Below are 21275 nucleotides of genomic sequence, written 5' to 3'. Positions count from 1 at the left end.
GGCGCGCTCGGCCTCGCCGCGAAGGCCGCGGTCGACGAGGGCCACGCCGACGCCGTCACCGGCTTCCGCACCGAGGCGATCGAACGCGACGGCGACCGGCTGGTCCTGGTGGCCGAGGACGGCCGGCGCCTCGACCCGGTCGACGAGGTCGTCGTCCTGACCGGCCTCCGCCCCGACCTGACCTTCCTCGACGAACTCCGCCTGGCCCTCGACGAGCGCCTCCAGGACCCCGCCGCCCTGGCCCCGCTCATCGACCCCAACCAGCACTCCTGCGGCACGGTCCAGCCGCACGGCGTGAAGGAGCTCTCCCACCCGGAACAGGGCCTCTACCTCGTCGGCATGAAGTCCTACGGCCGCGCCCCGACCTTCCTCGCCCCCACCGGCCACGAGCAGGTCCGCTCCGTCGCCGCCGCCATCGCCGGCGACCACGAGTCCGCCGAACGCGTCGAACTCGCCCTGCCCGAGACCGGCGCCTGCGGCGGCACCGGCCTCTACGACCAGCCGGGAGCCGAGCCGGGAGCCGACACCACGGCCGACAGCGACTGCTGCGCCCCCGCCCCCACGCTCATCCAGCTCGGCACCAGGGGCGGCCCGGCTCCCTCCTGCGGCGCCTGAGCGACCGCCGTCCCCGTGCGGGGTGCCGTCCGGCCGCGCATGCTCGAAGCATGTCCTGCAAGCGTGTCGATCGGCCCCCGCCGCCGGGCGCGGGACGGGCGGTGCCGGAATGAGGTGGCTGTCCGTCCTCGCGGGAGCGGCGCTGATCCTGTTCATCCTGCGGGACGTCTTCCACACCATCTGGCACCCCACCCGGCACGGCGGGCTGAGCAGGCTGGTGATGCGGAGCATGTGGCGCCTCTCGGCCCATCACGGGGCACGGTGGCGGCCCGTGGGTCTCGCGGGGCCGGTGGGCATGATGACGGTCGTCATCGTCTGGGCGTTCGGCGTCTCCGTCGGGTGGGCGCTCATCTACTGGCCCTACATGCCGGGCGACTTCTCGTACGCCACGGGGCTCGTCCCCTCCGAGCACGCGAGCCCGGTCGACGCGCTGTACGTCTCGCTGGTCACCCTGGCCACGCTCGGTCTCGGAGACATCGCGCCGGCCTCGGGGTGGCTGCGCATGCTCGCGCCGGTCGAGGCGCTGGTGGGCTTCGCCCTGCTGTCGGCGACCGTCGCCTGGATCCTCGGCGTCTATCCCGCCCTCGCCCGCCGCAGGGCACTCGCCCTGCACCTGTCCCACCTGCACCGCAGCCGCGTCACGGCCGCCGCCCTCGACTCCGCCGGGAGCGCCGCGCTGCTCGACGGGCTCGCCTCGGCGCTCTCGACCGTGACCGTCGACTTCCTCCAGTACGCCGAGTCGTACTACTTCCACGACGGGGACGAGAGCATCGCCCTGGCCGGCCAGCTCTTTCACGCCGTCGACCTGGCGGACCGGGCGGAGCGGGCCCGGCATCCGGACCTGCGGCTCTCCGCCACGGTCCTGCGCACGGCCCTCGACGACCTGGCCGTCGTGCTCGACGAACGCTTCCTGCGCGGGGGCGGGCCTCCGGAGAAGGTGTTCAGGGCGTACGCGGCGGACCACGGACGTCCCTGGAACGGTGCGGGCGGTGGAGGCGACGGCGATATCCCCTCGACATGATCGCTCCGGGCGCCACATCCTGGGCACCATGGAATTCCTCTGCTACCACCGTGACCGAACCGGATCCATGCCCCTGCGGCAGGCCCTCCTCGAAGCCCACTGGGCGTACATGGACGGCTTCGAGAAGCAGCTGATCGCGCGCGGACCGACCTTCGACACGGTGGGCGAGGTCTGCACCGGGAGCGTGCACATCGTCGACCTCCCCGACACCGCGGCCGCCCGGGCGTTCGCCTTCGACGAGCCCAACTACCAGGCCGGGGTGTACCGGGACGTCCTGCTGCGGCGGTGGCACAACACGCTGGGCCGGACGATGTGGGAGTTCCCCGGCGGCCGCGAGGGCGGCGACCGCTACCTGGTCCTGGGTCTCGGCGAGGGCGAGCCCGTCGACCTGACCCCGCCGGCCGGCCCGGAGGACCGGGGCGACCTGATCGCCTACGGCCCCCTCCTCGCCGACGACGGCACCACCTGGGTGGGCACGGCGGCCCTGGTCCGCGCCCCGGACGCGGCGACGGCCGCGGCCGTCCTGCGGACGCCCGACCGGTACGCCGACATCGAGGTCCACGACTGGGCCTTCGGCGGCCGCCCGACGACCTGACCGTCCAGCACGTGAGACCGGCCGAGGGGGCCGCACCCACGCCGTTAAGGTGCCCCTGTCCGTGGCCGGTACTCGATGACCGGGCCACCCCTTTTCCGCCCGAATCCCCCCGAGGACGCCCATGTTTACGGTCAACGAGTACTTCGACGGCACGGTCAAGTCGATCGCGTTCACCCAGGAGGAGGGCCCGGCGACCATCGGCGTCATGGCTCCCGGGGAGTACGAGTTCGGCACGGCCGCTCCGGAGGTCATGCACGTGGTCAGCGGCGCCCTGACGGTCCTGCTGCCGGGCGCCGCCGAGTGGGAGGCCTTCGCCGCCGGGGACCGCTTCGAGGTCCCCGGCGACAGCAGGTTCCAGCTCAAGGTGGCGGTGGAGACCGCCTACCTGTGCGAGTACCGCTGATCCCTCGGAACAACACGAGTACCGCTGACTCCTTGGATGACTCCTTGGATGACTCCTTGGAACAACGCGAGTACCGCTGCTCTCTTGGTGCGACGGGGGCGCCGACTCCCTGTGATACTGCTCCGATGATCGAACTGCCCGCCGCCGCGCTGGACTCGTTGTCCGGGCTCGCCTTCGGCGACGCCTTCGGTGACCGCTGGTTCGCCATCCTGCGCCGGGAAGGACCGGCGGCCCTGGAGGCGCGGATCCCGCCTCCGGAGCCGCTGTGGCAGTGGAGCGACGACACCGCCCAGGCGGTCGTGCTCGTCCGGGAACTCGCCGAGAGCGGCGGCGCCGTCGACCAGGACCGTCTCGCCCTGCGCCTCGCCGAGGCCTACGCCGAGGACACGCACCGCGGCTACGGCGCCTCGATGCACGACGTGCTCCGCCGGATCGGCGCGGGCGAGCCCTGGCGGGACGTGGTCGCCGGACAGTTCGGCGGCCAGGGCTCCTGGGGCAACGGCGCGGCCATGCGCGTGGCCCCGCTCGGCGCCTGGCTCGCCGACGACCTCGACGCCGTGGCCGAGCGGGCCGCCGCGCAGAGCGTGGTCTCGCACCACCACCCGGAGGCGGTCGCCGGGGCGGTGGCGGTGGCCCTCGCCGCGGCCCTTGCGACGCGCAGCCGGGGCGGGGACGCCCCGGCGCGGCCGGACTTCCTCCGGGCGGTCGCCGCACGGCTCCCCGACGGCGACGTCCGGTCCGGGGTGCGGACCGCGGCCCGGATGCCGGAGCACACCTCGGTGCGGCACGCCGCGGAGGTCCTGGGCTCCGGCTATCGGATGTCCGGACCCGACACCGTCCCCTACGCCCTGTGGTGCGCGGCCGGGCACCTCGACGACCTCCACGAGGGCCTCTGGACCACCGTCGCCGGACGCGGCGACATCGACACCACGTGCGCCATCGCGGGCGGGGTGATCGCCGCCCGCACGGGCGTCACCGCCCTCCCGCCCGCCTGGCACGCGGCCCGTGAACCGCTGCCGCCGGAGCACGGGCCCTACTCCGCCGTACGCACGGCGTAATCGGCGAGGGACGGCTCCAGGAGGGCGAAGACCTCGTCGGCCGCCTTCGTCAGGGCGTCGGCGATCTCCCCGTGCGTGCGGCCCGCGAGGGTGAGGTCCACGGCGTACTGGAAGAGGGTGCGGTGGGCCGCCGCGAGCAGCGCGGCGACGGCCCGGGGGGCGAGGGCGCCGGCGGGCACTCCGGTCTCGGCGGCGAGGGCCTCGGCGAGGGCGTCCTCACGCTGCTCGTGGAGCTCGCGCAGGCGGGCGGCGAGAGTGGGGCTGCTGATGATCATCCGCGCGAACGCCGGCCCGGAGAAGCCGGCGAGGGCGCCCTCCTGGGCGACGGCCTCGAGATAGGCGCGGCGCAGCCCGGCCAACGCGGACTCGCCCTCGCGGCGGGACTCCAGCGCGGCGGCGAGGCTGTCGCGGAAGGTCTCGTGGAAGTCGAGGGCGAGGTCCTCCTTGCGCGGGAAGTAGTTGGTGACGGTCATCTTCGCCACCTGCGCGGCGACGGCGATCTCGGCGATGGTCACCGCCTCGAAGCCGCGCTCCAGGAACAGCCGCGTCGCGGTGTCGGAGATGGCCTGGCGGGTCTGCCGCTTCTTCAGTTCGCGCAGTCCGGTGCTCATGGCATCCATCTTACCTGGGTCCGACCTAAAATAATGCTTGCCAAGCTTCTATGTTCGACCTAAGTTTATGTCCATCCGATCCACGCATGGGAAGGACGCCACGTGAACCCGCGCATCACCCCGGAACAGTCCGCCGCCGTCCACGAGCACCTCGCCCGACTCGCCGACGGCGTCCCCGCACCGCCCGCCGGCACCGACCTCACGCCCGCGCTCCCCTCCACCGGCACGGCGCCCGGCCGCTGGACCAACGCCTCCGGCCGGACGCCCGCCGAGGCCGGCGTCGTCCTCTACGTCCATGGCGGCGGCTTCTCCCACAGCCACCCGGCCGCGGAGCGGGCCCTCGCCCACCACCTCTCCCTGGCCACCCGTCGCCCCGTCCTCGGCGTCGACTACCGGCTCGCTCCCGAGCACCCCTATCCGGCGGCCCTGGACGACGTCCTCGCCGCCCACCGGGCGCTGATCGACCAGGGGGTGCCCGCCCGGCGCATCGTCCACTTCGGCGAGTCGGCCGGCGGCACCCTGGTGCTCTCCGCCCTGCTCTCCCTCAGAGAGGCCGGGGAGCCGCCGCCCGGCGCGGCCGTGGTGGCCTCCCCGCTCGCGGATCTCACCCTGTCCTCCTCTTCCCTGGCCGCCGACGCGGACCGGGACACCGTCACCAGGGCGGTGCTGGAGCGGGTCTGCGCCCAGTACCTCGCCGGGGCGCGGCCCGACGCGGCCCCCCAGTCCCCCCTGCACGGCGACCTGTCCGGTCTGCCCGCCCTCCTGGTCGTCGCGGGCGGCGCGGAAGTCCTGGCCGACGACGCCCGCCGGCTCGCCGCGGCCGCCGAAGCGGCCGGGACGGTCACCGAGCTCGACCTCTACGAAGGCCTGCCGCACGTCTTCCACCTGGCGCTGCTGGCCGAACCGACCGCCATCACCGACTTCTTCCTCCGCCGGCTGACGGAGTGGACCGAGAGGAACGCGGCATGAACCTGCGCGCCACCCGAGGAGAACCGCTCCGTCTGATGAGCGTCCACGCCCACCCCGACGACGAATCCAGCAAGGGCGCGGCGACGCTCGCCAAGTACGCCGCCGAGGGCGTCGACGTCCTGGTGGTCACCTGCACCGGCGGCGAGCGCGGCACCGTCCTCAACCCCGCCCTCGACCGCCCCGAGGTCCGGGCCGACCTGGCCCGGATCCGCCGCGAGGAGATGGCCGCCGCCCGCGACATCCTCGGGGTCCGCCAGCGGTTCCTGGGCTTCGTCGACTCCGGCCTGCCCGCCGACGGCGAGCCGCTGCCCGAGGACTGCTTCGCGGCGGCGCCGCTGGAGGAGGCGACGGCAGCACTGGTGGCACTGGTCCGCGACTTCCGTCCCCATGTGCTGATCACCTACGACGAGACCGGGGGCTATCCGCATCCCGACCACATCCGCACCCATCAGATCGCCGCGGCGGCCTTCGGTGCGGCAGGGGACGCCGACCGCTTCCCCGAGGCGGGGCCGGCCTGGCAGCCCCTCAAGCTCTACTACCACGGGGCGCTGTCCCGGGCCTGGTTCCGGACCCTGCACGAGGGCATGACCGCGCGCGGGATCCCGTCCGGAATGGCGGAGGTGCTCGCCGAGTTCGGCGACGAAGGCACAGGCGCGGCGCCGGAGTTCACCACCCGGGTGCCGTGCGCGGAGTACTTCCCCACCCGCGACCGGGCACTCCTCGCCCACGCCACCCAGATCGACCCGAACGCCGGCTTCATGCTCCACGACCGCGCGGTGGAGCGGGAGTTGTGGCCCACCGAGGACTACCACCTGGCAGACTCCCGCGTCCCGGTCACCCTCCCGGAGGACGACCTGTTCGCGGGGATCCGGCCCGAGCCGCCCAAGGTGCTGGTCTCCGGAGGCGGGGTGGCCGGCTCCGCGGTGGCGTACTGGCTCAGGCGGCACGGGTACGCGCCGACGGTCGTCGAGCGCTCCCCCGCGCTGCGGCAGGGCGGCCAGGCGGTCGACTTCCGCGGCCCGGCCCTGACCGTACTCGACCGCATGGGCGTCCTCGACCGGGTCCGGGAGCGGGACACCGGCATCGGCGACTGCACCGTCGTGGACGCCACCGGCGAGCCGTACGCCGTCATTCCGTCCGCGCTGTACGCGGGCGAACTCTAAGTTCTCATCGACGAGTTGATCGAGATCCTGCACGACCGGGCCGCCGCGACGGGCGTCGAGTACCGCTTCGGCGACTCGATCACCGCGCTGGCGCCGGACGACGACGGCGTCGACGTCCGCTTCGAGCACGCCCCGCCGGAGCGCTTCGACCTGGTGATCGGCGCCGACGGGGCGCACTCGGCGGTCCGCCGCCTGGCCTTCGGCCCCGAAGCCGACTTCGCGCACTACCTGGGCTGCTACTACGCCTACTGGGAGACCGACAACCATCTGGGGCTCGACCACGAGGGGATGGCGACCGGCGACGGCGAGACGGCGGCGCTGAGCGTGTTCTCCGTCAAACACAACCAGCGCGCACGGGTGGGCCTCCTCTTCAAGGAGGACCGGCCACTGCCCGTCGACCGGCACGACCGGCAGGCCCAGGCAGCGGTCCTCAAAGCCCGCTCCGCACACCTGGACTGACATGCCCCCGCCCTGCTGGAGAAGCTGGACGGCGCCGTCGACCTCTACTTCGACGCCATGACCCAGATCCGGATGGACACCTGGTCCGCCGGCCGCGTCGCCCTCGTGGGCGACGCCGCACACTGCGCCGCCCCCACCTCCGGACGCGGCACTTCCCAAGCCCTCATCGGCGCCTACGTCCTGGCCGCCGAACTCGCCGCGTCCGACGGCGACCACTCCGCCGCCTTCGCCGCCTACGACGAGGCACTGCGCCCCTTCGTCGAACACAACCAGGCCCTCGGCGTCCAAGGCAGCCAGTACGCCTTCGCCCGCCCGACCCAGGAGATGTTCGACGCCCTGGCGGCCCAGGCCCACGACCCCGAGGCCGACCCGGGCCCGGAACCGTCCCTGCGGGACTGCTGACGGAACCGCCGACAGCGACCGGGCGCGTGTGACCGGGCTCGCTAGTTGGCACCAGGCCACGTTCATGACCTGCACTGATGCCGAGTAGCTTCAGTAGTCGGAGCCGCAGAATCAGCGAAATAGCTGGCACTTTGGTACAGCGCAGGTCATGAGACGTGTGTCGCCATAGCGGGGCCAGAAATCTTCGACGGAGACAGCCTTGATAGGAACGCGGCAGCCACATCGCCGTGTTCCTACAAGGCGAGAAGTTGTGCTGACGGCAAGCCGCACCGCTCGCGCCAGTGGTCGGGTCGCCCGGGGGTGAGACTCCCTCGGGCGACCCGACCACTACCTTTCGTCGCCGGAGTCCTCGGCGAGATGTCCGTGGTGCCGGTACACCATTTCGTCGGGGTGGCGGGTCACCCGGGCCAGCCGCCAGGACGTGTCGTAGGACATACGGCCGCTTTCTTGAGCACGAAGCCGCAGGGCCAGAAGGCTGGTTGCCGGGTCGAACAGCCAGCGCAGGGCGGATAGCCTCATCGGGCCGTGCCCGCCTCGGCGACAGGGTGCGGCTCTGCGCCATCATCGCGGACGCTCTCGGTCGAATCAGCCGCTGACGGCTCGCCCAGTGCCGGCCAGGCAAGCGCGTCGTTCCATCCCATCTGGTCCAGGACGGTGCGGACGGTGGTGGTGAAGCGGGCGTGCTGTCCTGGGTCATTGCCCAGTTTCTCCCAGACGTACAGGAGGGTGTGGGCGATGCGTTCGGCATTGGACTGGATGTCGTCGGCCGCGCCAACGAGGGGGAGGATCTTCTCCTTGAAGAGGTCCCAGTCGAGGGATCCCAGAGCGTCCAGGTGACGGTCGAGCCACCAGATGCGCGTGGCGTCCGGGCTGTTGAACACCGCTTGCCTGAACCGTTCTCGGCGTTCGTGTTCCTGCGCGAGCTGGAGTGTCACCTCGCGTATGGCGTCTTGGTATCTCTGGGCCCGGTTGGCGTCTTGCTCGGTGAGCAGCAGGGTGATGTGTGCCTTCAGCCAGAGGCCTGGTGCGTCCTTGGAGGTGTGCCAGTGCGCCGCGGCGAGTGTGAGGCTTTCTTGTGCGGTGGTGAGCTGTTCGGGCATGTGGTTCTGGGTGATGCTGCGGCCGAGTTCGTCCAGGGCGAGTCGTGCGGCGGCTCGGGCGGTGGCTGTGCCGCCAGCCTTGATGTTGGCGTGTGCCTGGTAGGTGAGGGTGCCACGGGCGCAGAAGCGGATGCCGGGCAGGCGTGTGGGCCACTGGGCCCGGATCCGACTGCGCCGGCGGTTCCACCACGGGCGGGGTCCGTCGGTCGTCAAGGGGTCGATGCCTCCTTGGAGGCCTGGTAACGGTTGGCAGCCAGCACCAGGACCTCTCGCCAGAAGGGGAGGATGGCCGCTTCTTCCGTCACCATGAGCCGGTCGAGACCGGGGCGGAGACTGGGTGGGGCGAAGATGTCGGCGAGGACGTCCACCACGGCTTCCCGGCGGTCGGGGTTCTCTTGGAATCGCTCATGCCATCGCGACAGTTGCCTGACGACCGCGTCCACGGCGTCGTCAGTGCACAGCAGTTTCTGCCATGCGTGGATAATGCGCAGCCGGGCTTCGGTGTCGCGTGTGTTGTTCAGGATCAGGTCTGTTCCCTCGTCGCTGGAGACGAGGGCGAGGAAGGATCCGAGAGTCTGGCGGCGCAGGGGCTCGTCGGCGGGCCGGCTTTCAAGGTCGGTGAGCCATTGGTCGACGGCCTTGCGCACATCGTCTGGTCGTTGCAGCGCGAGTTGCTGGAAGGCATTGACGACGGTTGCGGAGCCGAACGTCTTGTGGCCTGCAGCTTTGCCCAGCCGTGTCAGGGCGAGGGTCGGCTGATGGATTCCCCAGGTGCCTGCGCAGATCTCGATGACGAGGTCGACTTTGTCGTCCGAAGGGTTCTTGGCGTCCATCCACTGGCGCAGACGGTCCCTGACGTAGCGGCCGAACTCGGCGTCCCCGGCTGCTTTGGTAAGGGCTTCGACGGCCAGGACCCTCCGGGGGCCCTTGAGGTCGCTCGCCAGTCCGTCGAGGATGGCCCGGTCGTGGCGGTGCGCCGCCAGTTTCCACAGCGCGGTGGTGATCAACCGGGCGTCCTCTTCCGGGACGGTCCGGTCTGCGGCGATGCCGATGGCCCACCTGCGCAGGAGTTCGTGCTGGGTGGGGAACTCGTCCCAAAGGTGCCGCAGGATGGCGGCGGGCAGACCTTCTTTCTGCGTGTCGTGGAAGGCCCGATCTCCGTCGCGAGTAATCTCCGCGGCGTCCAAGCGGCTCGATGTGGTGGCGTCGGCCAGAACGTTGACAGGGTGGCGTTCGAGCCCGAGCCGGGTCAGGAGGTCATCGGCTGCCTTGATGACGGACCTGCGCTGTCCTCCGTGCAGCAGGGCGCCGGCCCAGACCGTGACCCGGGTGGACAGCAGCTGCGCGTCGCCTCCCGTCGCCCGATTCCTGCTGAGGAGTTTCTCGACTTCCCTGTGCCAGTCGCCGAACTCATCGACGATCGTCTGGATCTGCTCCGGGCCGGACGCCCGGAGCAGACGGTCGGCCAGGCGCCACGCGGCGCGCGCGGACGGGTTGGCCTTCCAGATGCCAGCGAACTCCGTCCTGTCCAACCAGGTCACACGATCGCCGTGGTAGCTCGCCCGGAATTCCGCTGTGACGAGGGCGCGCGCGTCGGGAGACTCCAGCCGGGCGGTAAAGGGCAGCGTTGGTTCGGCCCAGTGGCCGTACCAGTCGGCGGGCGTGGCCAGGATGACGAGGAAGGAGTTGTTCTTGCGCAGCTCCGCCCCGTAGCTGACCAGGTCGGTGCCCAGCCGCTCGCCAGGTTGCTCCGCAAGGTCGGAGAGATCGAGGATGCATCCCATCCCCGCCTCTTTCGGCAGCGGGCGGACCGAGGGCTTGGACCATTCCGGGTCGAGGTCGAAGAGGGCCGGCGGAGGGCTGGTCACGGTACTCAGCAGGCGTATGGCAGCCGTGCGCCGGCCGTTGCCCTGGGCTGCGCAGAGCACGATGACTCCGTATTCGTCCAGCAGTTTGGAAGCGGCCTCCCACTGGTCTGTGTTGCGCGGCGGGACGAACCGGCCATCCTGGCTCGCCTTGTAGTCGGCGTCGCTCTCGGTGATGGGGACGGGGATCGCCTGATCACCGTTCAGGTGCAGGTTGTAGGCCTGGATGCCGTGCTCACCCGTGTGACTGAAGCTGACCGTGCCCGGGGCCGTGGAAGCCAGCTGAGGGGATGCTCCGGGCGCAGGTGCCGGCTGCTCAGTGGCCGCATCCGTGGTGTCGAGGGGTTCGAAGATGTCCGGGTCCGCGAGCCGCCAGTCGAAGCCGGGAATGTGGACATAGGCCGGCTGCTGGAACTTCTTCACCTTCACCAGGTGCCGCATGAACTGGTCGGGCAGAACGTCGCCGTTGACGCAGCCGCTTTCGAAAACGTCCTCGTAGACGCGTTGCGAGATGATCACCGCGGTGTTGGTGATCTCCGGGTTCGCGCGGTTCAGCAGGGTGCGCAGTGCGTCGTCGTCCAGGAGCCGGTGGGTGTGCACCATCGGTACGCCCAGCCCTGTGTGTGGCAGGGGGCCAACGTGGATGCTGACCCTGAGCTGCAGGGGCGTACTGGCGGGGCTATCCGCGCGTCGACGCCCCAGAGCCTGCCTCAGGGCACCGGGGAAGCAGCCCACCAGCGCGGGCAACACCTCTGGGTCCATGCCGGCGACGTAGCTGTCTCCGGCATACTGGCCGAACACCCGCAGCTGCCACTGAGCGCTCACGTTGCTGGCGCTGAGCGCCTCGGACAGCAACGGCAGGATGTCGGCGTTCACTTGCTGCATGCCCTTGCTGTCCAGCGCACTGAAATTGCGGGCGTCCACCGCCAGTACGGCCCGGTAGGGCCACAACGGCTCCCAAGACGGCAACATGTGCCGCTCCTCTCGTCGGGTGTCCGCCGCGAAATCGCGGCTGACACGACCTTCGTGGAGCAGCAGGGACGAGATGGTCCAGGACTGGACGGTACGGGCGTGCGCTGAGTCACATGCCAGGTGCGTCGCCCTGGCAGCCGATGCCGCCCGGAAGCTGCTTCTCGTCCCGGGCGGCTGCCCTGAGGTGGGCGACATCGTTGATGACCAGGTTCCGGCGGCCGAGTGTGAGGACACCGGCCGCCTGCAGCCGGCTGAGAGCGTCAAGTGCTGATGAGCGGCTCATGGCCGCCATGGTGGCCAGCTCTGTGCGGACCATGCCCAACTCGACGACCAGGCCGTCCTCGCCGTGCGGGTGGCCGATTTCGTCTGCGAGGTGACTGACGACTCGAGCCATGCGCGCCACGCGTGGCAGGTGCGCGAGGTCCGCTCGCAGGCGTTCGTGGCTGTTGAGCCGCTCTACGGTCAGCTGGTACACCACCGCCTCCAGGCGATGGCGCTCTATGTAGCCGCGGAAGGCGTGGGCCGGCAGAACATAGCCTGTACACGGACGGACTGCGGTGACGGTGGCCGAGCGTGGTCGCCCGAGTAAGGCGCCCATTTCCCCGAGCACTTCGCCTGGTCCTCGCAGCGTCAGCGTCAGTTCGTCCCCGCACTCATTGATCTGCGTCACCTTCACCAGGCCGTCGACCAGTGCGATCACGGAGTCCGGCGACTCCCCTTCTCGCAGCAGCACGGATCCACGCCGGAACGTTCGCCGGCGCCCGCGTTCCACAAGGTCGCGCCATACGTCGGCGGATACCAGGGAGCAGAAGTTCATCAGCGTCCTGCCTTCCTGGTGTGTCATCCGACCACGGTCGCGAGAGCGAAGGCGGTGCAGCCCGCGACTGCCAACGCGAGCGACCACTGCACGCGGCGGTGCTTGGTCCAGGCGATCTCGCTCATCACCACCAGTTGCCGGGACAGCGGTGGCAGCGGATCTTTGTTCCGGAGGACTTCTTCGAGCTCCGCCGGATCCAAGTGCCGAACATGCCCGAAGTACAGGAAGTCGTCGTCACGTTCCGGCCCCCGCTGCTCCTTTCGGAGGTTCGGCGAGATAGCCCAGGCAGCGCAGCTGGCTCCACCCACCATGAGTAAGACGCCGCACCACAGCAACAGCCGTGATGCGCCCGAGTCGAGGTCACCCGCCGCTCGTTGGGAACTCGCAAGCAGTCCTAAGACAGCCAAGGCCGTGGATTGCATGGTCAGCGCAAACGAGGCCTTCGAATCAGCCTTGGCTGTCAAATCCGCAACAGCCGCCTGAATCCGCCACGCAGTCTCCGTCGACTCGACCGCCACCAGCCGTCCCCCTTTGTGTCAGACAGGTCATCCACCTGCCAGCCCGGGCAGAAGCATGGACAGCGCAGGTGTCCCGAAAACCTCACTTGGGACAGTTTGGCCAAGAAAGGACTCCCCGGTGCTGCAGCAGGAAGCGACCCGCCTGACGACAGGGCTCCTCCCCACGTACTGGAAACACGCCATCGACGAAAGCGTCTGGATTCCGCAAGAGCCATCGCCAGAACCGAGCGTGAACGGGCTTGTCGAGGGATTGCGGAAGCTGCCGCAGTGAAAGCACCGGTGCTGCACGAACCAGAACTGGAGTTCCGTGCCGGAAACCTCCACATCGATCCCCATACGGCATCAACATGTTCGGCCCGGCCGACGCCCACTCCCCTACCGGACCCCGTCAGATCCCCATCGACCTGTTCAGCCCCCTCCCGTGCCGTACGGCGATGAAGGACAGCAGGATCGCGATCTCGCCCGGGCCAAACAGTGTCTGCGGCCCGGCGAGCAGCAGGGACCACAACGCCAGTACGGAGTGCACAATTGGGGGTTGAGCCAGGGCGGGGTGCCGCTCGACCAGCCACAGGACTGCGACGAGTCCGTCCAGGTGCAGTACAACCGTCGTCCGTGCGTTCTCGTCGGCGTTGGCCACGTACACGACGTCGGCCACCGCCACCTGACACAGATGGGCGGCGAGGGCGCCCGGGGGATCGGGCTGGCGCAGTTCAACATCCAGGACGCCGGCGACCTCAGTATCGGCCGCCGCCCCAGCCCCGTACGGCCCAGTTACGCTGGCCCTGAGGAATTAGCAGGTCAGCGGGCGCGGGACGCCAACAAGCCAAGCGCACCGCTCAGTGCCAACTATCCCGCTTTATGCCAACTAAGACCGTGTCCTATGTGGCGCGAAGGACATGGCTCGGATACGGGAAAGGTTCTGGCCAACCTTCGATGTTCCTGAACAAGGTTGGGTTCGCATGCCTCAGAATGCGGCACGCATCACACCTGCCTCTGGGGGGAGAGCCATGACCGCCACGCCCGAACCGCCTGCTGACTCGCCAGCGCCCCAGTCTGATCCAGCCAGCGAGGTACCCCGACGTGGGCGCTTCGCAGACGCGCCCGCATGGATCTCGGCTGTCACCGCCGTGGCAGGACTGCTCCTCGGGTTCCTTGGCCTCCCCGTGTTTCTACACTCGCCTACAGCCAGCGCTCCGGTGCCTCCGGCGACCACGCCCTCCCCGGCGACGGAATCGCCGACACCGAGTCCCACCGCGGAGACGTCAACGACGCCGCCTCCTGTGGCAACCGGACAGCCTTCCGACGTCTACAAAGTCCAGACCGTGGAGCTGACGCCGGACTACGGTTTCGCCCTCGACAACCTGCGCCCCGTCAGCCGCGATGATCAGAAGGAGATCTACTGGTACTCGGGCCATCTGCGCACCGACACGGCACAGTTTGTCTACCTGGACCGGAAGGAACCCGGCTCCTACGACACGTGCAGTACGGTCACTCGATTCACGAACGACATCGACGCCTACTCGATACCAGCCGGCGACCGCTTCTGCGTCCTCGCCCCGACCGGACTCATCGCACTTGCCCAGGTGACTGAGGGCGGGGGAAAGGCGGGATACATCGCCCTGAAGTTGACCATCTGGCGCGGTACCTACTGACCTCTCCATCTGCGCGCCTCTACCCTCGCCACATAGAACACGGTCTAAGACCGTGACCTATGTGGTGAGGCGGAGGAGTCGCTTGTAGCAGCAGACGGCTGCGGCCAGGCCGAGAAAGGCCAGGTAGTTCCGGGGGTGACGTTCGTAGCGGTGGTTGAGCCGGCGGTAGCCAGTCAGCCAGGACATCGTCCGCTCGATCACCCACCTGCGGCGCCCAAGTCGTTCACTGGACTCGATGCCCTTGCGGGCGATACGGACGCCGATGCGTTTCCCGCGGAGCCATTTCCGCAGCTCAGGGATATCGTAGGCCTTGTCCGCATGCAGCCGCTGGGGTTTGAAGTTCCGGCCGCGGTGAGGGTCGTGTCTCGTTTGGTGACCGAGCACCATGGGCTTCAGGGCCTGGCTGTCGTGGGTATTGGCGGCCGAGATGCCGACGAGGAGGGGCAGTCCGTTCGCGTCCGACAGGACGTGCATCTTGGAACCCGCTTTGCCCCGGTCCACGGGGCTCGGACCGGTGAGTTCGCCCCCTTTTTCGCCCTCACGTGGGCGGAGTCGAGAACCGCCCGGGACAGGTCGAGCAGGCCGGCGTCGTCGAGACGGTGCAGGATCTCCTCGTGCAGCCGACCCCAGACACCGGCTCTGGACCAGATCAGGAACCGGCGGTGGGCTGTCGACTTCGATATGCCGAAGCACGGCGGCAAGGCCCGCCAGGCGCAACCACTGACCAGGACGTAGATAATCGCGGCGAACAGCGTCTCATCAGGCGTGTCCTGCGTCCCGCCGCCCTGCGGTCGCACCCGAGAGGGCGGGATCAGCGGCTTCGCGATCTCCCACAGCCCGTCCGGAACAATCCAACTCCACGTACCCCGCCCCATGACGGCCTCAACGACCGCCTCACCACATAGGACACGGTCTAAAGAGCCTCGTCACAAACAGCCCTAACGGCGGACGCGGGGCATGCCCAGGCCGATCCAGGAGATGATCTCGCGCTGGATCTCGTTGTTGCCGCCGCCGAAGGTGAAGATGACGGCCGAGCGGTAGCCGCGTTCGAGTTCGCCGTGGAGGACGGCGCCCGCCGAGCCCTCCTTGAGGGCGCCGGCAGAGCCGACGACCTCCATGAGGGCGGCGTAGGCGTCGCGGCGGGCCTCGGAGCCGTAGACCTTGACGGCGGAGGCGTCCTGGGGGGTGAGGGTGCCGTGCTGGACGGCGTTCACCATCTGCCAGTTGAGGAGCTTCATCGCGTCGAGACGGGCGTGGGTGCGGGCCAGGGTGCGGCGGACCCAGGGGAGGTCGATGACGCGGCGGCCGTCGGAGAGCGGGGTGTCGGCGGCCCAGCGCTGGACGTCGTGGAGGGCGCGGATCGCCATCGTGCCGTGGGCGGCGAGGGTGACGCGCTCGTGGTTGAGCTGGTTGGTGATGAGCCGCCAGCCCTTGTTCTCCTCGCCGACGCGGCGGGAGACCGGGACGCGGACGTCGTCGTAGTAGCTCGCGGTGGTGTCGTGGGAGGCGAGGGTGTTGATGATCGTGCAGGAGTAGCCGGGGTCGCTCGTCGGCACGAGGAGCATGGTGATGCCCTTGTGCGGCGGGGCGTCGGGGTCGGTGCGGACGGCGAGCCACACCCAGTCGGCGGTGTCGCCGTTCGTCGTCCAGATCTTCTGGCCGTTGACGACGTACGTGTCCCCCTCGCGGACCGCGCGGGTCTTCAGGGCGGCCAGGTCGGTGCCCGCGTCGGGTTCGCTGTAGCCGATGGCGAAGTCGATCTCGCCGGAGAGGATCCGGGGCAGGAACCACGCCTTCTGCTCGTCCGTGCCGTACTGCATGATCGTCGGGCCGACGGTGTTCAGGGCCATGAGGGGCAGCGGTACGCCCGCCTGCGCGGCCTCGTCGAAGAAGATGAACTGCTCCATGGGGGTCAGTCCGCGCCCCCCGTACTCGGTGGGCCAGCCCACCCCGAGCCAGCCGTCGGCGCCGAGGCGCCGCACGGTCTCGCGGTAGAAGCGCTTCTGGGCGGCCGGGTCCGCGTAGCGGGTGTGGACGTCGTCCGGGACCAGCTCGGCGAAGTACGCCCGCAGCTCGGCGCGCAGGCTGTTCTGTGCGGGCGTGTATTCGAGGTGCATGGCGTCCCGTCCTCCCGTGGCGGCGTCCTGCGGCGTCGGCGACGCCCCTGGGCGCGACGCGCGACGGCGGACACGGTAGAACGTGTTCCATAAATGCGGAAGCCTCGGGACTCCGCCGGAATGCCCGCGACCCCGGTTCGGAGCGACCGATCCGGGGCCTGCGGGAGGGTGATGTGCGCCCTACGGCAGAAGCTCGTCCATGGAGGCGCGACCCTTCTCCGCCATGCGGCGTTCCGCCCAGGCGAGGTTCTTCGGATTCACGTCACGGCCGGAGGCGAGGACCAGGTCCTCCGGCGAGAAGTCGCCCTCCGACCCGGTGTGCAGCAGCCGGTCGGGCGTCGGGGTCTCCCCCGGGGACGTCTTGTCGGGCTCAGCGTTCATGCCGCCTCCTACGTGTTCGTCCGGCACTCGCCATTCTCGTGTCCGGCCCCCGGGAGCGCATCCGGGGCCGCGGCCGGCGCGTGTCGACGGGCTGTCGGCGGCGTGTCGACCGGCGCGGGGAGGGTGGGGTCCCAGCCCCGCCCCGCCGTCCCCGAGGAGTCCTCGATGCCCCAGCCCCAGCCCCAGCCCCTGCCCCTGTACCGCCTGCGGGTGACCGCCGTCCGCCCGGTGACCCCGCGCGTGCTCCGGGTCACCCTCGGCGGCCCGGGCCTCGACGGCTTCGTCCTGGCGGGCCCCGACCAGCAGGTGAAGCTGTTCTTCCCCCGGCCGGGTCAGGAGGAGCCGGTCCTGCCGGCGCCCGAGCCCGACGGCGACGTGATGCGCTGGTACGGGGCGTACGCGGCACTCCCCGAGAGGGAACGCCCGTGGATGCGGAGCTACACCCTCCGGGCGCACGACCCGGCGGCCGGGACCGTCGACATCGACTTCTTCCTCCACGGCGACGGCGGGGACGGCCGGGGCGAGGGCCCCGCGACGCGCTGGGCCCGGTCGGCGCGCCCCGGGGACGTGCTGGGCGTGTTCGGTCCTTCGGCGGCGTTCGCGGTCCCCGTCGATCCGGGCGCGGGCGACTGGACGCTCCTGTACGCCGACGCCTGCGCGCTCCCCGCGCTCACCACGGTCGTCGCCGCGCTGCCGCCGGGCCACCGGGCCCTCGCCTACGTCCAGGTCCCCGACGCGGCCGAGGAGCAGCCGCTGCCGACGTCCGGCGACCTGACCGTGCGTCTCCTGCGCGACGGCGACTCGCCAGCCGAGGCCGTACGGGCGGACGCCCTGCCCGCCGGCCGGCCGTACGTCTGGCTGGCGGGCGAGGCCTCCGCGGTGCGCGGGCTGCGGCGGCACCTCCTGGAGGAGCGGGGGGTCGACCGGCGCTCGGTGCACTTCACCGGGTACTGGCGCCGCCGCCTCGCCCAGGACGACGCGCCGACCCCGGAGGACCTGGCCGAGGCCCGCGAGCGCCTGTCGCTCGGCTAGGGCCTGTCTTTCGGATCAGGCCGCACCAGGGCGGCGGCCTCCCTGAGGGAGAGGCCGGCGCCCTCCTCGTACCGGCCGGTGTACGCCTCCGGGGGCAGGGCCGCGCGGAGCACCGCCTCCGCGCGGGAGCGGATCGCGGCCTCGGTCCGCGGGGTGAAGGGGCGGAAGCCGCCGCCGGTGTCGGAGCCCGCGTGGGCGTCGTACGCGCCGAGGAGCCGGGCCCCCGTCTCGGCGTCGCCCGGCGTGCCGCGTCCGCCACGGGCCCAGGCGGCGGTCCCGAACTGGGCGACGACGAGGTGCGGGGCGACGAGGTGGGCGAGGGTCTCCACGTCCACGACGGCCCGGGCGAGCCGCTCCAGGGCCCGGTCATGGGCGCCGTCGAGACAGTCGAGCCACGCCCACGTCCCGCCGACGAGACCCCAGAAGAGCGCGGGGGTGGCCTCCCCGAACTCCTTCTCCAGGAGGGCGAGCTGCGCGCGGGCGAGACCGGTGCGCCCGGTGTGGCCGTAGTGCTGGGCGAGCAGCAGCCGGCCGGCGCCGGCGGCCTCGGCGCCCCACTGCCCGGCCTCGTCGGCGGCCTCGGCCAGGAGCCGTTCGGCCGCCGCGTCCCCCTCCGGGCGGAGCAGGAGCCGTACGGCAGCGAGGCGGGCCGTGAAGACGGGCACCTGGGAGCGGGCGCCGACGCGGACGGCGGCCTCGGTCGCCCGCTCGAAGTCGGCGGCGGCCTCGGCGAGCCGGCCCTCGCGCTCGTACGCCTCGCCCCGGGCCGCGAGGGACTCCGCGATCCCCCAGGAGTCCCCGGCGGCCTCGAAGAGGGCGAGCGCCTCGGCGGCGTCGGCGCCGTGGCCGGCGAGCTTGCCCCGCATGAGGAGGGCGAAGCCCAGGTCCCAGCCGGTGGCGTGGGCGCGGCAGGCGTCGACGATCAGGCTCAGGGTCTCGTCGAGGCCGGTGAGCTCTCCGGTCATGAGCCGGGCGAAGTACCACATCGTGCCCGGCTGCCGGCAGGTCTGCGGGAGGCCGGGGCGGTACGCGGCGGCCAGGGCGCCGAGCCGGGCGCGGGTCTCGGGCCGTCCGATGGCGGTGTCGTCCTCGACGCCCTGGGTCGCGAGGGCGTACATCCGGCCGCCGCGCCGGGCCTCCCACAGGCGCTCGCCGGTCCACGGCGGCGGCACGTCCACGCACCGCCCGTCGAACGGCTCGGCGGGGCGGACGGGCGCCCGGAACGGGTCGGGGCCGAGGCGGCCCGCCTCGACGGCCCAGGTGCGGGCGTCGACCTGGTGGTTGCGGAGCTGCCAGAACCAGCTGAGCGTGTGGACCAGGCAGAGCACCTCCTGCTCGTCGCCGAGCGCCACGGCCGTCCGCAGGGCCCCGCGCAGGTTGTCGTGCTCCCGCTCGAAGCGGGCGATGGCGGCGACCTGGCCCGGACCGCGCAGCTCCGGGTCGGTCCGGCGGGCGAGCTCCCGGTAGTACGTGAGGTGCCGCCGCTCCGCCGCCGCCCGCTCCCCGGCCTCGTCGAGCCGCTCCCCCGCGTACTCGGCCACGGTCTCCAGGAGCCGGTAGCGCATCCCGGCACCGTCGGGCGCGGCCACCACCAGCGACTTGTCGACAAGCGCGCCCAGGACGTCGAGCACATCGGCACGCGGGACGCCGAACAGGTCCGGGGCACCCCTGCCGGGCGCGCCCGGCGCGGCACCACCAGGCGCGCTCCGCACACCCCGCGCGTCCGGCACGTCGGGACCGGGCGCCTCCAGGGCATCGGCACCCGCCCCGCCCCCGCACACCGCCTCCGCCGCCGTCAGGTCGCAGCCGCCCCTGAAGGTCGCGAGCCGCCGCAGGACCGCCCGCTCGGCCTCGTCGAGGAGCTCCCAGGACCAGTCGACCACCGCCCGCAGGGTCTGCTGGCGCGGAAGTACCGTGCGGGCGCCGGAGGTCAGCAGGCGGAAGCGGTCGTCGAGGCGGTCCGCGATCTGGCGTACCGACAGCATCCGCAGCCGCGCCGCGGCCAGTTCGACGGCCAGCGGCAGCCCGTCGAGCCGGCGGCAGATCTCCTCCGCCGCCTCCGGGTCCTCCGCCGTGTCGAACCCGGGGCGCGCGGCCGCGCCCCGCTCTCCGAGGAGCCGGAGCGCCATGTCCACGGGCAGCGGGCCCAGCGGCCGGACCTCCTCGCCCGGCACGCCCAGGGGCTCCCGGCTCGTGGCGAGGACGGTCACGCCCGGGCAGCGGGTGAGGAGCGTCTGCGCGAGCTCCGCCGCCTCGGCGACGACGTGCTCGCAGTTGTCGAGGACCAGCAGCATCCGGCGCCCGGCGCAGTGCTCGACGAGCGCCGCGAACCGGTCCTTCGGGTCGGCGGGGACGACGGCCGGGGTGTGCCAGAGCTGGGTCTCGCGGGCCCCGAGCGCGGTGAGGACGGCGGCTGCGACCGTGGACTCCTCGCGTACGGAGGCGAGTTCGGCGAGGTGGACGGGGCCCTCGTACGTGTCCGCCGCCTCCAGGGCGAGCCGCGTCTTGCCGACACCGCCAGGCCCGGTGAGGGTGACGAGCCGCCGTCCGTCCCAGGCGGCGGCGAGCGAGCCCAGTTCGTCGGCCCGGCCGATGAACGAGGTCAGGCGGGCGGGAAGCACGCCCGCCCGCGCGGCGGGAGCGGGCGGCACCGACCCGTCCTCCGTGAGGAGTTCGGCGTGCAGGGAGCGCAGTTCCGGCCCCGGGTCGGTGCCGAGCCGGTCCGCGAGGGCGGTGCGCACCTCCTCGTACGCCGCGAGGGCCTCGGCGTTCCGTCCGGCCGCGCGCAGGGCGCGGATCCGCAGGGCCTGGAGGGGTTCGTCGAGGGGCTGCCCGGCGGCGAGCGCGGCGAGCGGCGCGAGTACGGCGGTGGCCCGCCCGAGGGCCAGGTCGGCGGCGAGCCGGTCGCGCCGCGCCTGTGTGTGCCGCTGCTCGACCCGTACGACCAGGGGGTCGGCGTCCCGGCCGGGCAGGTCGGCGAGGGCGGGCCCGCGCCAGAGTCCGAGGGCCTCGTCGAGGAGCGCGGCCGCCCGCTCGGCGTGGCCGTCGGCGAGGGCGGCGGCGCCTTCGGCGGCGAGCCGTTCGAAGCGGTGCAGGTCGACGGCGTCCGGGCCGGCGGCGAGGCGGTAACCGCCGCCGGGCGCCGAGACGACGGCCTCGCGGCCCAGGGCCCGGCGCAGGCGGCCGACGAGGGCCTGGAGCGCCGCCGTACGGTCCTGGTCGCCGGCCGGGCCGCCGTCGGCCCAGACCTGGTCGATCAGCGCGCCGGGGCCCACCGCGCGCCCGCCGGCGGCGGCGAGCGCGGTGAGGAGGGCACGGAGCCTGGCACCGCTCAGGGAGGCCTCCGTCCCGTCGTCGGTACGGAAGGCCTGGCAGGGACCGAGGACTCGGTAGGGCGGCTGCACCGGCCCATTCTGCCCCGGCGGGGTGACCTCGTCCCGGACGGCCCCGGGCCCGTCCGGGACGGCGAACTCGCGCCACGCCGTGTCACCGCCATGGCGTCCGCGGGGTGCGGGTTCGACAATG

The 21275-nt window shown here is 71.7% G+C and carries 19 protein-coding genes and 2 pseudogenes; 11 read left to right on the top strand and 10 right to left on the bottom strand.

Features of this window, described 5'->3' with window-relative positions; translation table 11 throughout:
- The 5 genes and pseudogenes from ACFYUS_RS14725 to ACFYUS_RS14705 all read left to right on the top strand — a co-directional run.
- Positions 1 to 615: pseudogene (locus tag ACFYUS_RS14725) on the top strand (flavoprotein); the annotation flags it as partial.
- Positions 616 to 724: 109 nt separating this feature from the next.
- The gene (locus tag ACFYUS_RS14720) at positions 725 to 1636 is read left to right on the top strand and encodes a potassium channel family protein (RefSeq protein WP_388850560.1); all 912 of its coding nucleotides are present in this window, start codon (positions 725 to 727) and stop codon (positions 1634 to 1636) included.
- Between the two features lie 28 nt (positions 1637 to 1664).
- A complete protein-coding gene (locus tag ACFYUS_RS14715; RefSeq protein ID WP_388850557.1) occupies positions 1665 to 2231 on the top strand; it encodes a YciI family protein in 567 nt (188 codons plus the stop codon).
- A gap of 121 nt (positions 2232 to 2352) precedes the next feature.
- On the top strand, positions 2353 to 2634 hold the full coding sequence (locus ACFYUS_RS14710; RefSeq protein ID WP_388850554.1) for a pyrimidine/purine nucleoside phosphorylase: 282 nt from the start codon (positions 2353 to 2355) through the stop codon (positions 2632 to 2634).
- Between the two features lie 125 nt (positions 2635 to 2759).
- The gene (locus ACFYUS_RS14705) at positions 2760 to 3692 is read left to right on the top strand and encodes an ADP-ribosylglycohydrolase family protein (RefSeq protein ID WP_388850551.1); all 933 of its coding nucleotides are present in this window, start codon (positions 2760 to 2762) and stop codon (positions 3690 to 3692) included.
- Here the strand turns inward: ACFYUS_RS14705 and ACFYUS_RS14700 are convergent.
- A complete protein-coding gene (locus ACFYUS_RS14700) occupies positions 3668 to 4303 on the bottom strand; it encodes a TetR/AcrR family transcriptional regulator (RefSeq protein ID WP_388850548.1) in 636 nt (211 codons plus the stop codon). The genes ACFYUS_RS14705 and ACFYUS_RS14700 overlap by 25 nt on opposite strands.
- 102 nt (positions 4304 to 4405) lie before the next feature.
- Between ACFYUS_RS14700 and ACFYUS_RS14695 the strand changes: the two genes are divergently transcribed.
- The 3 genes and pseudogenes from ACFYUS_RS14695 to ACFYUS_RS14685 all read left to right on the top strand — a co-directional run bounded on the left by ACFYUS_RS14695 (position 4406) and on the right by ACFYUS_RS14685 (position 7296).
- Positions 4406 to 5272, top strand: a complete 867-nt coding sequence (locus ACFYUS_RS14695; protein WP_388850545.1) for an alpha/beta hydrolase fold domain-containing protein — start codon at positions 4406 to 4408, stop codon at positions 5270 to 5272.
- Positions 5269 to 6894: pseudogene (mca, locus tag ACFYUS_RS14690) on the top strand (mycothiol conjugate amidase Mca). Before ACFYUS_RS14695 ends, mca begins: the two are co-directional and overlap by 4 nt.
- Positions 6895 to 6951: 57 nt before the next feature.
- Entirely contained in the window at positions 6952 to 7296 is a 345-nt protein-coding gene (locus ACFYUS_RS14685) for an FAD-dependent monooxygenase (protein ID WP_388850542.1), read from the top strand.
- Positions 7297 to 7811: 515 nt separating this feature from the next.
- On the opposite strand, the gene ACFYUS_RS14680 is transcribed toward ACFYUS_RS14685, so the two are convergent.
- The 4 genes from ACFYUS_RS14680 to ACFYUS_RS14665 form a co-directional block, all read right to left on the bottom strand.
- Positions 7812 to 8609 carry a hypothetical protein gene (locus ACFYUS_RS14680; RefSeq protein ID WP_388850539.1) on the bottom strand — a complete coding sequence of 266 codons (798 nt, stop codon included), beginning with the start codon at positions 8607 to 8609 and terminating at the stop codon, positions 7812 to 7814.
- On the bottom strand, positions 8606 to 11233 hold the full coding sequence (locus ACFYUS_RS14675) for a hypothetical protein (RefSeq protein WP_388850536.1): 2628 nt from the start codon (positions 11231 to 11233) through the stop codon (positions 8606 to 8608). Before ACFYUS_RS14675 ends, ACFYUS_RS14680 begins: the two co-directional genes overlap by 4 nt.
- A gap of 109 nt (positions 11234 to 11342) precedes the next feature.
- Positions 11343 to 12077, bottom strand: a complete 735-nt coding sequence (locus ACFYUS_RS14670) for a Crp/Fnr family transcriptional regulator (protein WP_388850533.1) — start codon at positions 12075 to 12077, stop codon at positions 11343 to 11345.
- Positions 12074 to 12568 carry a Pycsar system effector family protein gene (locus ACFYUS_RS14665; RefSeq protein ID WP_388850530.1) on the bottom strand — a complete coding sequence of 165 codons (495 nt, stop codon included), beginning with the start codon at positions 12566 to 12568 and terminating at the stop codon, positions 12074 to 12076. The genes ACFYUS_RS14670 and ACFYUS_RS14665 overlap by 4 nt, the downstream gene beginning before the upstream one ends.
- A gap of 118 nt (positions 12569 to 12686) precedes the next feature.
- Here ACFYUS_RS14665 and ACFYUS_RS14660 point away from each other — a divergent pair, with 118 nt between their 5' ends.
- Positions 12687 to 12839 (top strand): hypothetical protein, encoded by a 153-nt coding sequence (locus ACFYUS_RS14660; protein WP_388850527.1) that lies wholly within the window; start codon positions 12687 to 12689, stop codon positions 12837 to 12839.
- 117 nt (positions 12840 to 12956) lie between these two features.
- On the opposite strand, the gene ACFYUS_RS14655 is transcribed toward ACFYUS_RS14660, so the two are convergent.
- A complete protein-coding gene (locus ACFYUS_RS14655; protein ID WP_388850524.1) occupies positions 12957 to 13223 on the bottom strand; it encodes a hypothetical protein in 267 nt (88 codons plus the stop codon).
- A gap of 667 nt (positions 13224 to 13890) precedes the next feature.
- Between ACFYUS_RS14655 and ACFYUS_RS14650 the strand changes: the two genes are divergently transcribed.
- Positions 13891 to 14220 (top strand): hypothetical protein, encoded by a 330-nt coding sequence (locus tag ACFYUS_RS14650; RefSeq protein WP_388850521.1) that lies wholly within the window; start codon positions 13891 to 13893, stop codon positions 14218 to 14220.
- A 57-nt stretch (positions 14221 to 14277) separates the two neighbouring features.
- Here ACFYUS_RS14650 and ACFYUS_RS14645 read toward each other — a convergent pair.
- The 3 genes from ACFYUS_RS14645 to ACFYUS_RS14635 form a co-directional block, all read right to left on the bottom strand.
- Positions 14278 to 15095, bottom strand: a protein-coding gene (locus ACFYUS_RS14645) for an IS5 family transposase (RefSeq protein WP_388850518.1) whose coding sequence is annotated in 2 segments (ribosomal slippage) — positions 14278 to 14753 and positions 14753 to 15095 — 819 coding nt in all. Because the reading frame shifts where the segments join, the coding sequence is not laid out codon by codon here.
- A gap of 63 nt (positions 15096 to 15158) precedes the next feature.
- Complete coding sequence (locus tag ACFYUS_RS14640; RefSeq protein ID WP_388850515.1) at positions 15159 to 16337, bottom strand: acyl-CoA dehydrogenase family protein; 1179 nt, start codon at positions 16335 to 16337, stop codon at positions 15159 to 15161.
- Between the two features lie 180 nt (positions 16338 to 16517).
- Positions 16518 to 16718, bottom strand: coding sequence for a hypothetical protein (locus ACFYUS_RS14635; RefSeq protein ID WP_388850512.1), 201 nt, complete (start codon positions 16716 to 16718; stop codon positions 16518 to 16520).
- Between the two features lie 165 nt (positions 16719 to 16883).
- On the opposite strand from ACFYUS_RS14635, the gene ACFYUS_RS14630 reads away from it, so the two are divergent.
- Complete coding sequence (locus tag ACFYUS_RS14630; RefSeq protein ID WP_388850509.1) at positions 16884 to 17750, top strand: siderophore-interacting protein; 867 nt, start codon at positions 16884 to 16886, stop codon at positions 17748 to 17750.
- Here ACFYUS_RS14630 and ACFYUS_RS14625 read toward each other — a convergent pair.
- Complete coding sequence (locus tag ACFYUS_RS14625; protein WP_388850506.1) at positions 17747 to 21154, bottom strand: ATP-binding protein; 3408 nt, start codon at positions 21152 to 21154, stop codon at positions 17747 to 17749. The genes ACFYUS_RS14630 and ACFYUS_RS14625 overlap by 4 nt on opposite strands.
- Positions 21155 to 21275 lie beyond the last annotated feature (121 nt).

Source organism: Streptomyces sp. NPDC004284, from assembly GCF_042874035.1.
Classification (GTDB): Bacteria; Actinomycetota; Actinomycetes; order Streptomycetales; family Streptomycetaceae; genus Streptomyces.
This window is presented reverse-complemented; position numbering and strand designations above follow the sequence as displayed.